This is a genomic window from Nocardioides sp. WG-D5, from assembly GCF_054031175.1.
The window spans coordinates 5,291,163-5,304,227 of the sequence record NZ_CM132928.1; the positions used below are offsets into that span (position 1 = coordinate 5,291,163).

At 72.4% G+C, this 13,065-nt stretch carries 10 protein-coding genes; 8 read left to right on the forward strand and 2 right to left on the reverse strand.

Features of this window, described 5'->3' with window-relative positions; translation table 11 throughout:
• Nucleotides 1-34: 34 nt before the first annotated feature.
• The 7 genes from ACWZJV_RS25585 (at nucleotide 35) to ACWZJV_RS25615 (ending at nucleotide 10,347) form a co-directional block, all read left to right on the forward strand.
• Nucleotides 35-820: a DeoR/GlpR family DNA-binding transcription regulator gene (locus ACWZJV_RS25585; protein ID WP_457179323.1), complete on the forward strand. Its 786-nt coding sequence runs from the start codon at nucleotides 35-37 to the stop codon at nucleotides 818-820.
• A gap of 53 nt (nucleotides 821-873) precedes the next feature.
• Nucleotides 874-1,794 (forward strand): SIS domain-containing protein, encoded by a 921-nt coding sequence (locus ACWZJV_RS25590; protein ID WP_457179324.1) that lies wholly within the window; start codon nucleotides 874-876, stop codon nucleotides 1,792-1,794.
• Nucleotides 1,794-2,705 (forward strand): ROK family protein, encoded by a 912-nt coding sequence (locus ACWZJV_RS25595; RefSeq protein WP_457179325.1) that lies wholly within the window; start codon nucleotides 1,794-1,796, stop codon nucleotides 2,703-2,705. Before ACWZJV_RS25590 ends, ACWZJV_RS25595 begins: the two co-directional genes overlap by 1 nt.
• On the forward strand, nucleotides 2,702-3,613 hold the full coding sequence (locus ACWZJV_RS25600; protein ID WP_457179326.1) for a 1-phosphofructokinase family hexose kinase: 912 nt from the start codon (nucleotides 2,702-2,704) through the stop codon (nucleotides 3,611-3,613). The genes ACWZJV_RS25595 and ACWZJV_RS25600 overlap by 4 nt, the downstream gene beginning before the upstream one ends.
• Nucleotide 3,614: 1 nt before the next feature.
• Complete coding sequence (locus ACWZJV_RS25605; protein ID WP_457179327.1) at nucleotides 3,615-4,466, forward strand: class II fructose-bisphosphate aldolase; 852 nt, start codon at nucleotides 3,615-3,617, stop codon at nucleotides 4,464-4,466.
• A 135-nt stretch (nucleotides 4,467-4,601) separates the two neighbouring features.
• Nucleotides 4,602-8,129 (forward strand): TIM-barrel domain-containing protein, encoded by a 3,528-nt coding sequence (locus ACWZJV_RS25610; RefSeq protein ID WP_457179328.1) that lies wholly within the window; start codon nucleotides 4,602-4,604, stop codon nucleotides 8,127-8,129.
• 85 nt (nucleotides 8,130-8,214) lie between these two features.
• On the forward strand, nucleotides 8,215-10,347 hold the full coding sequence (locus ACWZJV_RS25615; protein WP_457179329.1) for a hypothetical protein: 2,133 nt from the start codon (nucleotides 8,215-8,217) through the stop codon (nucleotides 10,345-10,347).
• On the opposite strand, the gene ACWZJV_RS25620 is transcribed toward ACWZJV_RS25615, so the two are convergent.
• Both ACWZJV_RS25620 and ACWZJV_RS25625 read right to left on the reverse strand, forming a co-directional pair.
• On the reverse strand, nucleotides 10,344-11,060 hold the full coding sequence (locus tag ACWZJV_RS25620; protein ID WP_457179330.1) for a hypothetical protein: 717 nt from the start codon (nucleotides 11,058-11,060) through the stop codon (nucleotides 10,344-10,346). The two genes, ACWZJV_RS25615 and ACWZJV_RS25620, sit on opposite strands and share 4 nt — an antisense overlap.
• Before the next feature lie 37 nt (nucleotides 11,061-11,097).
• Complete coding sequence (locus tag ACWZJV_RS25625; protein WP_457179331.1) at nucleotides 11,098-11,754, reverse strand: FadR/GntR family transcriptional regulator; 657 nt, start codon at nucleotides 11,752-11,754, stop codon at nucleotides 11,098-11,100.
• A gap of 48 nt (nucleotides 11,755-11,802) precedes the next feature.
• On the opposite strand from ACWZJV_RS25625, the gene ACWZJV_RS25630 reads away from it, so the two are divergent.
• The gene (locus ACWZJV_RS25630) at nucleotides 11,803-13,005 is read left to right on the forward strand and encodes an MFS transporter (RefSeq protein ID WP_457179332.1); all 1,203 of its coding nucleotides are present in this window, start codon (nucleotides 11,803-11,805) and stop codon (nucleotides 13,003-13,005) included.
• Nucleotides 13,006-13,065: the final 60 nt, after the last annotated feature.

Below are 13,065 nucleotides of genomic sequence, written 5' to 3' on the forward strand. Positions count from 1 at the left end.
TGCGTAGGCTGTCCGGGACCCAGGAAGGGGGCCCATGAGACAACAGCGACTCAACCAGCTGCTCGAGCTGATCAGCGAGCACGGGCACGTCTCGATCGCGGAGGTGGAGAGCGCGCTCGGTGTCTCGGCGGCGACCGCCCGCCGCGACATCGGGCACCTCGCCGACCAGCGGCTGGTCACCCGGACACATGGCGGCGCGACGGCACTCGGCTCGGCGTACGAGCTGCCGTTGCAGTACAAGATCGGCCGTCAGGCGGAGGCCAAGCGGGCGATCGCGGCCGCGGTCGCGGACCTGCTCGTGCCGGGCGAGACCGTGGCGCTCAACGGCGGGACGACGACCAGCGAGGTGGCCCGCTCGATCGGGCGCCACCCCGACCTGGCCGAGGACGACAGCATCACGGTCGTCACCAACGCGCTCAACATCGCCTACGAGCTCTCGATCCGGCCCAACGTCAACATCGTGGTGACCGGTGGCGCGGCCCGCACCCAGTCCTACGAGCTGGTCGGGCCGTTGAGCGAGGGCGTGCTGTCGAAGATCAACATCGACACCGCGATCCTCGGCGTCGACGGCATCAGCACCCGTGCCGGGCTCACCACGATCCACCCGGCCGAGGCCAAGATCAGCGCCGACTTCATCGCGGCCGCGCAGCGCACCATCGTCGTGGCCGACAGCACGAAGCTCGAGCACCCGACCTTCGCGCGCATCCGCGACCTCGACAGCGTCTCCATGCTGGTCACCGACCGTGCGGTGCCCGAGGCGCTAGCAAAGGCGCTGGCCGAGCATGGGGCGGAGATCGTGATTGCTGGTGAGCGAAAATGATCATTTAAGCACCGTTATTGACATAAACGATCAATGCGTTGGATGATTCAGCCATGACCGGACCAGCACCGACGACACATCTCGCTGCCGAGATCGCGACCCAGCCCGCCAACTGGATGGCCGCCAGGAGCACTGCCGAACGCAACGCCGGCGCCCTGCCGCGGCCGGGGGAGAAGGTCGCGGTCGTCGGCTGCGGCACCTCGCTCTACATGGCACAGGCCTACGCCGCGCTCCGCGAGGAGCAGGGCCAGGGCGTCACCGACGCCTGGACGCCGACCGAGGCCCGGATCGACCGGGGCTACGACCGGCTGCTCGCCATCACCCGGTCCGGAACCACGACCGAGGTCATCGACCTGCTCACCCGCGTCAACGGCAAGATCCCGGCCTCGGTGATCTCCTCCTCGCCCGGCACCCCGGCGCTCGAGCTGGCGGAGCCGATCCTGATGCCCGAGGTGGACGAGAAGTCGGTGGTCCAGACCCGCTTCGCGACCACCGCGCTCGCCATGCTGCGCTGGCACCTCGGCCACGACCTGAGCCTGGCCGCCGAGCAGGCCCAGCGGATCATCGACGCCGGCGTCAGCGGGTTCGGCCCGGCGCTGACCGCCGACCAGCTCACCTTCGTCGGCCGAGGCTGGACCAACGGCGTGGCCCAGGAGGCGGCCCTCAAGCTGCGGGAGTCCGCGCAGCTGTGGACCGAGTCCTACCCGATGATGGAGTACCGCCACGGTCCGCTCTCGATCAGCGCACCCGGCCGGGTCGTGTGGGCCTTCGGTGACCTGGTGCCCGGGTTCGCCGAGGACGTCGCGGTCACCGGCGCCGACCTGATCCACGACGAGGTCGACCCGCTCGCCGAGCTGGTGCGCGTGCACCTGCTCTGCGTCGAGCGGGCCCGGCGAGCCGGGCTCGATCCCGACGCGCCGCGCAACCTCACGCGCTCGATCATCCTCGACCCGGCTGCCGCCCCTCCAGCGTGATGCCGGCGCTCGCCCTGGCCTTCGACGTCGGCGGCACCTCGGTGCGCGGAGCGGTGGTCGGCGCCGCCGACGTGGTGATCGCCGAGTCGCGGGTGGCCACCCGGACCGGTCCGGCGGTGCTCGACGACATCGCGCGGATGGGTGAAGGGCTCCTCGCCGGCCTGAGTCCCGCGGCTCGCGCGGAGGTGGCCGGCGTCGGGGTCGCCTTCCCCGGTCTCGTCGACGCCGAGGCCGGCATCTCCCGCAGAGCGGTCAACCTCGGTCTCGTCGACACCCTCGTGGCTGCCCCGCTCGCCGAGCGCCTGGGCCTCCCGGTCACGGTCGTGCACGACACGGCAGCCGCCGCCGGTGCGATCTGGGAGGACGCCGGCTCGCCGGCCTCCGCGTTCGTGGCCGTGCTCGGGACGGGTGTCGCTGCGGTGACGTACGTCGGGGGGAGGGCGATCCTCGGGGTCTCCGGGCAGGCCGGCGAGATCGGCCACCTGGTGGTCGACCCGGCCGGGCCGCGGTGCGGCTGTGGGCTGCGCGGCTGCGTGGAGGCGTACGCGGGTGCGCGCGCGATGCTGGAGAGGTATGCGTCGCTGGGCGGCGACATCAGGGTCTCCGGCGTCGCCGAGCTCGTCGCGCGGGCCGAGTACGACGGCCTAGCCGCCGAGGTCTGGTCCGCGGCGATCACCGCGCTCGCGGACGGGTTCCTCGCGGTCGGTGCCCTGCTCGCGCCCGGCGAGATCATCCTGGGCGGCGGCGTCGCCGAGGCCAGGAGAGCCCTGCTCGACCCGCTGCAGGCCCGGATGCGCGAGCGGGCCGGCGTCACGGCGGTCCCGCCCGTACGCCTCTCCGCCCTCGGCGGCCGAGCCGGTCTGGTCGGTGCCGCCCGGCTGGCCCTGGCCGCGGTGAGGGCGAAGCCATGATCATCACGGTCACGCTCAACCCGGCGATCGACGTGACCTACCGGCTGCCCCGGCTGACCGTCGGCGAGGTCCACCGGGTCGCCGAGGTCACCAGCCGCCTCGGCGGCAAGGGCGTCAACGTCGCCCGGGTGCTGCACCAGCTGGGCGAGCCGACGCATGCCGTCGGTCTCGCCGACGAGGCCTTCGCCGAAGCCCTCGCGAGCGAGCTGCCCTCGACCTTCCTGCCCGAGCTCGAGGAGGTACGCCGCACCGTGGTCGTCGCCGCCACCGAGTCGACGACCTCGCTGTGGGAGCCGGGCCGGCAGGCCGCGCCCGGCGCCGACCTGCGGATGCTCGACCTCCTCGGGGACTGGGTCGTGGACGCGACGGCTCTCACCGTCTCCGGCAGCCTGGCGCCCGGCGTACCCGTCGACCTGCCGGCGCGGATCGCACGCCTCGCCGCTGCCGCCGGGGTCCCGGTCCTCCTCGATCTCGACGACGCCGCCCTCGCGGCCGGGGTCGGGACCGGCGCCGTGCTGACGCCCAACGAGGACGAGGCCGCACGCCTTCTCGGGCACGCCCCCGATGACCCCGTCGCAGCGGTCACCGAGCTCGCCACCCGACACGGCGGACCGATCGTGCTGACCCGGGGACGCCTCGGGCTGATCGCATGCGCCGACGGCGTCTGCTGGGAGGTGAGCCCGCCCGCCGGGATCGCCGGAAATCCGACCGGCGCCGGCGACGCCACCGCCGCGGGGATCGCCCAGGGCCTCGCCCACGGCAGGCCGTGGCCGGAGATCCTCCGCGATGCCGCCGCGCTGGGCGCCGCCGCGGTGGCCACGCCGGTCGCCGGCGAGATCGACACCGAGACGTACGCCTCGGTCCTGGCAAGCCTCAGCGTCGCACGGATCGAACACAAGGAGTCCTGAGATGCCGCTGGTACCGATGTCGCTGCTGCTCGACAACGCCCGCGGGACCGGACGCGGGCTGGGCGCGATGAACGTCATCCAGCTCGAGCTGGCCGAGGCGATCGTGGCCGGCGCCGAGCAGGCCGGCCGCCCGGTCGTCCTGCAGATCTCCGAGAACACCGCCGACTACCGCGGTGCTCTCGGACCGCTGCTGGGGGCGACCCTCGCGATCGCCGAGCGGGCCACGGTGCCGGTGTGCGTGCATCTCGACCATGCGACCCGCGTCGAGCTCGTCGAGGAGGCCGTCGAGCTGGGCTGTCCCTCGGTGATGTTCGACGCCTCCAAGCTCGACTACGACTCGAACGTGGCCGCCACGGCCAAGGTCGCGGCCTGGTGCCACGAGCGCGGCGCCTCCATCGAGTCCGAGCTCGGCGAGGTGGGCGGCAAGGACGGTGTGCACGCACCAGGGGTCCGCACCCGGCCGGACGAGGCCGCGGCGTACGTGGAGGCCACCGGGGTCGACGCGCTCGCCGTCGCGGTCGGCTCCTCGCACGCGATGACGACGCGGACGGCCTCGCTCGACAACGACCTCATCGCCCGGCTCGCCGATGCCGTCGACGTGCCGCTCGTCCTCCACGGCTCCTCCGGGGTCCCCGACGAGGGCATCGTCGCGGCGATCGCCGCCGGGATGACCAAGGTCAACATCGCGACCCACCTCAACGCGACGTTCACCCGAGCCGTGCGCGCGGCGCTGACGGACGAGACGAAGGTCGACCCCCGCAAGTACCTCGGCGCCGGCCGCGACGCGGTCGCCGGCGAGGCCGCGCGCCTGCTCGCCCTGATCGGTGGACCGAGGGTGGACCGCGCCGTGTGACCCACGCTACGCTCGCCCTCGGCTTCGATTGATTCTGACTAATTAGGGCGTGATGTGATCATGTTCAATCAATCATTCAGACGGTTTCTGGTCACGGGCGTCGCGTTGGCCGCAGGCCTGGTCGCACTCAGCCCGGTGAGCTCGGTGGCGGCCGAGGCGACGAACGAGCTCGGCGACGTCACCGGCTTCGAGCACGACGGCGACAGCTACACCTTCGCCTCCGGAGAGGCCGCGCTGCGCGTGACCTTCGAGGACGCCGACATGGTGCGCGTGCGCCTGGCCCCGAACGGCGAGTTCGACGACCCGGCCAACGAGGACCCCACCGACCCCGGCGCTCCGGACGCCGACATCGTCGTCAAGCGCGACTACCCCGGCGGGCGGTCGCAGGTGAAGGAGAACGACGCGGCGTACGTCATCAGCACCGGCGAGGCCGTGCTCACGGTGACCAAGCGGCCGATCACGCTGCGTCTCACCGACCCGAGCGGACGGGTGCTGATGGCGGAGTCCTCGCCGCTGACCTGGGACGACCAGGGCACGGCGCAGCACCTGGAGCGCGGTGCCGAGGAGCAGTTCTTCGGCGGCGGGATGCAGAACGGCCGGTTCAGCCACCGCGGCGAGACGATCACGATCTCGCGCGACTTCAACTGGAACGACGGCGGCAACCCCAACGCGGTGCCGTTCTACGTCTCCTCCCGCGGCTACGGCGTGCTGCGCAACACCTTCGCGCCCGGCAGCTACGACTTCGGCGCGCCGACCACGACGACCCACGACGAGCAGCGCTTCGACGCCTACTACTTCGTCGGCGACGCCGAGCGCGTCATCGACTCCTACACCGAGCTGACCGGCCGGCCGGTCGCGGTCCCGATGTACGCCCTCGAGGTCGGCGACGCCGACTGCTACCTCCACAACGCCAACCGCGGCGAGCGCGAGACCCTGCGCGACTCCACCGCCATCGCCGAGGGCTACGCCGAGCACGACCTGCCGCTGGGCTGGATGCTGGTCAACGACGGCTACGGCTGCGGCTACGAGGACCTGGCCGAGACCGGCGACATGCTGAACGACCACGGCGCCGAGCTCGGCCTGTGGACCGAGGACGACCTCACCGAGCAGGAGACCGAGGTCAACGCGGGCGTACGCGTCCGCAAGACCGACGTCGCCTGGGTCGGCCCGGGCTACCGTTTCGCGCTCGACGCCTGCGAGCAGGCCCGCGACGGCATCGAGACCAACAGCGCCGACCGCTCGACCGTCCTCACCGTCGAGGGCTGGGCCGGCACCCAGCGCTGCGCCGCGGTGTGGAGCGGCGACCAGTCCGGGAGCTGGGACTACATCCGCTGGCAGATCCCGACGTACGCCGGCTCAACCATGTCCGGCCAGCACCTCGCCACCGGCGACGTCGACGGCATCTTCGGCGGCAGCGCGGAGACGTACGTCCGCGACATGCAGTGGAAGATGTTCCTGCCGATGACCTACCTGATGAGCGGGTGGGCGGCCTCCGACAAGCAGCCGTGGCGCTACGGCGAGCCGTACACCTCGATCAACCGGAAGTACCTGAGCCTGCACGAGCGGCTGCTGCCCTACTTCTACACCCACACGATGCGCGCCCACCGCAACGGCGTCGGCGCGGTCAAGCCGCTCTACCTGAACTACCCCGATGACCCGAAGACCTGGGGCGACGCGGTGAAGTACGAGTTCCTGGCCGGTGACGACTTCCTGGTCGCCCCGGTCTACGAGGACGCCACGACCCGCGACGGGATCTACCTGCCCGAAGGAACCTGGGTCGACTACTGGAGCGGCCGGGTCCACCAGGGGCCGACCACGATCGACGGCTACAAGGCCCCGCTGGACACCCTGCCGCTGTTCGTACGCGCCGGCGCGGTCGTGCCGCAGTTCCCCGAGGGCACGCTCGACTGGCAGCAGGGCAAGAGGTCGGGCCGCCTCGATCTGGACGTCTACCCGCAGGGCTCCTCGTCGTTCGTCAACTACGAGGACGACGGCCGCAGCCAGGCGCACGCCTCCGGCGAGTCCGCCACCCAGAAGTTCGAGGTGGACGCCCCCGAGCAGGGCCGCGGCCGCGTCGTGGTGCGGCTGGGGAAGGTCGACGGCTCCTACGCCGGCAAGCCGGCCTCTCGCGAGTACGGCCTCGCGGTGCATGCCGATGCCGAGCCGGGCAGCGTGGAGCTGGGCGGCGAGGAGCTGCCGCAGCGAGGCTCCGCCGCCGAGCTGGAGGGCGCCGCGACCGGTTGGTTCCACGATGCCGCGACGGGCATCACGTCGGTGAAGACGGGGAAGCTGTCCACGTCCGCGGCGGCCGTGGTCTCGCTCAACGGCTCCTCGGCCGTCGGCGGCGGCCACCCGGGCGACCGCAACGTGAGCCTGGATGCCACCACCTCCGCGATCGCGGTCGCCGATGAGGAGGCTGAGGTCAGCGCCACCTTCACCAACGACACCGGCTCCCGCGTGCAGCTCGAGTCGATCACGGCCACCGCGCCGGAGGGCTGGGACGTACGTCCGGCTGCTGGGGTCTCCGGGGGTCTGGCCCCGGGTGCCTCCCGTACCGCGACCTTCGGCGTCACCCCGCCGGCCGACGCCGAACCGGGGCGCGTCCGGATCGACGTGAACGCGACGTACGTGACCCACGACCTGACGTACGCGGTGACCGACCCGGCCACCACCACCGTCGCTCACCCGGATCTCGCGTCGGCGTTCGACAACGTGGGAGTCACCAGGGCCGAGGACCCGGCGCCGGGGGACATCGACGGCGGGGGCAGCAGCTTCCTCGCGGGCAAGCTCGCCGAGAAGGGCGTCACGCCCGGAGCGACGGTGAGTGCGAACGGCTTCGACTTCACCTGGCCGGACTCGGTGCCGGGCACGAAGGACAATGTGGCCTCCGGCGGCGAGACCATCAGGATCGGCGGACGGGGCAACGCGCTGGCGTTCCTGGGGACCGGCACCAGCCTGTCGGCAGCCGGAAAGGCGACGGTGCACTACGCCGACGGCACCTCGTCCACGGGGACGCTCGGCTTCCCCAACTGGTGCTGCGCGGCGACCGACAGCTACGGCGCCAAGGTGGCCGTCACGACGCTCGGGAAGAACACGCCGAGCGGGCCGGCCTACCCAACCGTCTCCTACCGGCTGTTCACCAAGACGCTGCGCACCGACCCCGCCAAGGAGATCGCGGCCGTCACGCTGCCCGCCAACGCGGCGGTGCACGTCTTCGCGATGACGGTCGGTGACGAGGAGGTCGTCCCGCCGGCGCTGGCGGACGGCCAGTACTCGCTCGGCAACGCCGCCTCGGGGCTCGCGCTCGACGCGGCGACCGGGACCAGCAACGGCCAGCTGACCACGTCGGCGGTCGGGGCGGCGGCGTCGCAGAAGTGGGTGGTCACCCGGAACGAGGACGACGGCAGCTACCAGCTGAAGAACGCCGGTACCGGGCTGTGCGCCGACGTCGCCTACAGCTCGAGGACGAGCGGTGACCCGGTCGTGGAGTACACCTGCACCGGCACGGCCAACCAGCGCTGGGTGATCGCGGCCGACGGGGCCGCGCTGAAGATCTCCGCCAAGCACAGCGGCCTCAGCCTGGCGACCGGCGCCGGAGGACTGGTGATCCAGCAGACCGACACCGCGGCCGGGTCACAGCGCTGGCGCGCCACTCCGAACTAGGCCGGTGGCGGGCGACCCGGTCGCACTGCTTACATGACCCTCGATGAGCGCCGCGCTGTGCGGTGACCGAGGAGGGCGGTGAGCGGTGCGGCCGGGGAGTCGTCGTGAGGTCGTGCTCTGTGCCGTCCTGGTGCTGATCGCCCTGGGGTGGATCGTCACCGGGCTGCGTACCGATTCCGGTGAGCTGCACGAGGCGCCGGTGGTGCTGGTCGGTCCCGACGTCGTCACCGCGCCGCTCGTGAAGCAGGCGAACGCGGTGCCCGGGCGCCCGTTCACGGCCGGCGCGGTCGACGACCCGGCCGAGGCGGCGGAGCTGCTGGGAAGCGGTGACGTCGTCGCGGCGGTCCACCTCGATCTGTCCGGGACGCGCGACGACCTGCGGGTCGCGGCCGCGCACCGGCCCGAGCTCGCCCGCGCGATCCACGTCGAGGTCACGCGGATCGAGAAGACGCGTGGCAGGACCGTCGCGCTCGTCACCGCTGAGGACCGGCACGAGGAGCGGTCGTGGACCGGGATCACGTTCGTGACCGCGCTGGCCGGCTTCCTGCTGGTGTGTGTGGTCTCGCTCGTGTGGGGACCGCTGGCCCGTACGCTGCGTCGGCTCCTGGCACGCCTGACCGCGCTCGCCGCGCTGGCCGTGGGAGCGGGCGTCTGGGGCTGGCTGCTCGCCGCGCCGGCACCGGCAGGGGAGCGGCTGCTGGTCGCATCGGTGCTCGCGGCGACGGTGATCGCCGCGGGCGCGCTGACCTTCGCCTGCGAGGTGATCGGCAGGTTGCCGGGTCTGCTGTTCGCGGCCGCGGTGATCGTCGCCGGCCCGGTGCCCCTCGTCGTCGCCGGCGACCGTCTGCTGCTCGCCGAACCGTGGGCGACCAGCTCCCGATGGACGATCGCCGGGGCTGCCGAGTCGCTGCTGTGGGCGGTCGAGGCTCGGACCGGCATCGCCCAACCGGTGGTGACCATCGTGGGTTCGGCGATCCTCGGGCTGGTTGTGCTCGTCGCCAGCCGGTGGCTGGTCCGAGGTCTCGTCGAGCCCGAGGGCCATCCCGTCTCGGTGAGCGGGTGGCGGAGGACCCTCGGCGTGGTCCTGGTCTCGGCCACCTGCCTGGCGGTGACCGCGACCGCGCTGACCACCGCACTGCACGCCGAGGCCGTGCCGCGACCGCTGGCCAGCCTCGCCTCGACGACCCAGTGCGTACCGTCGGGGCCCGTCGAGGACGTCGACGACCTCAACCGGATCACCAGGCTGCGGGCCGAGCCGGCCCTGCAGGGCGGTGACGTCGGGGTCAGCGCGACCCTGGCCGACGGGCGGAGCATCTGGATGTTCGGCGACACCCTGCGCGACAAGAAGCTCCCCGGAGCCGGTTTCGTACGCAACTCGATGCTGCTCGTCGAGCCTGATTGCCTGCGCGTCGTCCTGCCGGAGTCCGGCGGTGCCATCATCCCCGACCGCGACGACGGCGTGGGCTACTGGCCGATGTCGGTGACCACGCTCGACAAGCCCGGCTACGCGCTCGTCGTCGTGGCCGCTCAGCGGGTTCGTACGACCTCGAAGGACGTGTTCGGGTTCGAGGCGCTCGGCCCGGCGATCGCCCAGTTCGTCGTCCCGGACGGGGGAGTGCCGCAGCTGATCGCCGTGACCGACGTCGGTGCCGACGACGCCGACACCCGCCGGCCGATGTGGGGAGCCGCGGCGGCGGTGTCGGGGGAGTGGCTCTACCTCTACGGCACCGCCCGCGAGCCCGACCCGGAGCTCGGCACCGGCTTCTCGCTCCACGTCGCCCGGGTCGAGCCGGACCACGTCGCGGAGCCGGATCGCTGGACCTACTGGGACGGCGCCCGCTGGGGCCGCCGGCCGGGCGCCGCGAGCGAGCTGATCCCCGCAGCCGACGGCGTCTCCCAGACGCTGAGCGTCTTCGAGCGCGGCGGGCGCTGGTACGCGTTCAGCAAGAGCGGCGAGTTCCTGGGCGACGACCTGGTCTTCTGGACCTCGTCGTCACCGACGGGACCGTTCCGGGCACAGCCCCCGGTCGGCACCCTGCCCTCCGGGGTCGCACGTGGCGAGCTGCGCTACATGCCGCTGGCCCACCCCGACATCCTCGAGGAGCCGGGCTCGGTGATCGTGTCCTACAGCCGCAACAGCACCGACTTCGGAGCGGTGCTGCGCAACCCGCTCCTGTACCGGCCGAAGTTCATCCGCGTCGATCTCCCGGACCGCTAGCGGAACCGGCGCCGGCGCCTGCGGTCGAGGCGCGGGTCGCCGGCCCGGATCAGGATGTCCTGGATCGTGAAGTTGGCCGCGATCGCCTCGCGCAGCGTCTCCAGGCTCTCCCGGATCGCCCGCATCTCCTCCCGTGGCCGCCGGTGCGCGAGATACGCCCGGATGCGGCGTACCTCGTCGTCCCGGGTGGGGTGGTCCCCGCCGAGCTCGTCGCGCAGGTTGCGGCACACCATCCAGCGGGCCTCGTGGGTCGGCAGGATCTGCGGCAACCGGATCCCCTCGTCGTCGACCTCCACGCTCGTCGTTCCGAGCGGGAGGTGGTCGAGGCTGAGCGCGTGCGAGAGCAGGTCCAGCGCCGAGAACTTGAGGTCGAGGAGGAGGTCGAGTGCGAGAGCGGACTGGCCGTCGAGCACCTGGAGCTCCCAACGCAGGCCGTCGAGACGCTCCGCGATCACCTGGATGTCGGCGATCTGCTCCGGCACCAGCCGCAGCAGCGCCCGGCGCGCGCCGGCGAGCTCTGGGCCCGCCGACCGGTCGTAGCGCTCCATCTCGGAGACGATCTGCTCCGCCCGTACGAGCACCTCGTTGATCTGTACGTAGAGCAGGAACAGGTCCGCCCCGAGCTGTGCCGCCCTGTCGCGTTCGTTCCTGCTGACGATGCCCGGGACGGCCCTGAGGACCACGTCGACGATCAGCTTGACGAACTCGATCATGCGGCGATGGTAGGGCTCCCGAACCGGAGCCGCTGGGCTATCGGGCGAGCGTGTGGAGCAGGCCGGTGACGGCGGCCGCGGCGGCGTCGGGGTCCTGGGCGCGGATCGCGTCGAAGACGGCGACGTGCTCGTCGGCGATCTCGGCGGTCTCGTCGTCGAGGTGGATGGTCGCGCGCAGGGTGTCCTCGAAGCCCGCGTAGAGCTCGATGAGGAAGGGGTTGTGGGTGGCGGTGACCACGCCGAGATGGAACCCCGCGTCGGCCTCCGCGAAGGCCGCGGCGTCGCCGGCCGCGACCGCGGCGGTGCGCCGGGCCATGACGGCGGTCAGGGCCCGCAGGTCGTCGTCGGAGCGACGCTCGGCGGCCAGTGCCGCGGCCCGGGTCTCGATCGCGTGGCGGACCTCGAGGACGTGCCGCAGGTCGACCCGGCCGACCTGGCGCCGCATCATCGCGGCGACCTCGTTGGCAGCGGCGACGTACGTCCCGTCCCCGCGTCGCACCTCCAGCACGCCGGTGTGGGCCAGCGCCCGCACCGCCTCGCGCACGGTGTTGCGGCTGACGCCGAGCGCCGCCGCGAGCTCGGGCTCGGGCGGGATGCGGGCGCCGACGGCCCACTCGCCGTCGGCGAGCAGCGCGCGCATGCCGTCGATCGCCTGGTCGACCAGGGAGCGAGGCGTGGTGGTGGATAGCGGCACCGTGCCGTCCTTTCGTCCAATCATCCGATGTCTGGCATCCTAGGGGGCGTGACCTCCCGACTCCAGTCCCGCCCTGAGTCTCCGCCGTCGAGCACGTCGCTGCGGTCGACGGTGTGGCTCCTGGTCGCGGTCCTGCTGGTGGCGGCGAACCTGCGCGGCGGCATCACCTCGCTCGGCGCTCTGCTCGACGGGCTCGACGGTCTCTCGGCCGGCACCAGGTCGTTCCTGACCTCGCTGCCCGTGCTGTGCTTCGCCGTCGTCGGCGCGACCGGGATGACGCTCGCGCGGCGGCTCGGCGTGCATCGCGGCATCGGGGTCGCGCTCGGCCTGCTCGTGGCCGGGCTGCTGGTCCGGGCGATCGGCGAGCCCTGGCTCCTGATCACCGGCACCTTCGTCGCCTGTGCGGGCATCGCGCTCGCCAACGTGCTGCTGCCGGCCGTGGTCAAGGAGGGCTTCCCGAAACGGGTCGGCGCGGTCACCGGTGCCTACAGCGCGATCATGTCGCTGGGCGCGGCGATCGCAGCCGGGGTCACGGTGCCGATCGCCGAGGCGGCCGGAAGCTGGCGGGTCGGTCTCGGCGTCTGGGCGCTGCTCGCCGCCCTGGCTCTGCTCGCCTGGCTGCCGCACCTGCGCGACCACGGTCACCGACGCCGTGGCGCGACCCGGGTCTCGCTGTGGCGCGAGCCCGTGGCGTGGGCCGTGACCGTCCTCTTCGCCACCCAGTCGCTGTTCGCGTACGTCGTGATGAGCTGGCTGCCCAGCATCTACGCCGATGCCGGCTTCGACCACACGACGGCGGGGCTGCTGCTCTCGGTCAGCATCCTGGTCGGCGTACCGGTGTTCTTCCTGGCGCCCTCGCTCGCGATCCGGGCGTCGTCGCAGGGTCATCTCGTCGCGGTGCTGACCGCCCTGATCGCGATCGGGTTCGCCGGGCTCTGGATCGCTCCCGTCGCCGGCGCCTGGGTCTGGGCTGTGCTCATCGGCATCGGCGGCGCGGTCTTCCCGGTCGTCCTCACCCTGTTCAGCATCCGCACCGCGACCACCGCCGGCACCACCGCGCTCTCCTCGATGGGGCAGAGCATCGGCTACCTGCTCGCTGCCGGCGGCCCGTTCGTCGTGGGGCTGCTGCGCGAGTCCACCGGGTCGTGGTCGGTCCCCATCGTGCTGCTGCTGGGTATCGCGGTGGTCCAGATCTTCGCCGGGTACGTCGCCGGCCGACCGGTCGTCATCGGAGACCGCGCCGAGGACTGACCGGCCGGTTCCTCGGTCGCCGAATGACCGACACGTCGGCCTTTCAACCACGTGCACGTC

What these genes read in the sequence shown, in the direction of transcription:
- ACWZJV_RS25620 (WP_457179330.1), bottom strand. Translation starts at nt 11,060, where the DNA reads ATGATCGAGTTCGTCAAGCTGATCGTCGACGTGGTCCTCAGGGCCGTC.
- ACWZJV_RS25585 (WP_457179323.1), top strand. Translation starts at nt 35, where the DNA reads ATGAGACAACAGCGACTCAACCAGCTGCTCGAGCTGATCAGCGAGCAC.
- ACWZJV_RS25600 (WP_457179326.1), top strand. Translation starts at nt 2,702, where the DNA reads ATGATCATCACGGTCACGCTCAACCCGGCGATCGACGTGACCTACCGG.
- ACWZJV_RS25590 (WP_457179324.1), top strand. Translation starts at nt 874, where the DNA reads ATGACCGGACCAGCACCGACGACACATCTCGCTGCCGAGATCGCGACC.
- ACWZJV_RS25605 (WP_457179327.1), top strand. Translation starts at nt 3,615, where the DNA reads ATGCCGCTGGTACCGATGTCGCTGCTGCTCGACAACGCCCGCGGGACC.
- ACWZJV_RS25595 (WP_457179325.1), top strand. Translation starts at nt 1,794, where the DNA reads ATGCCGGCGCTCGCCCTGGCCTTCGACGTCGGCGGCACCTCGGTGCGC.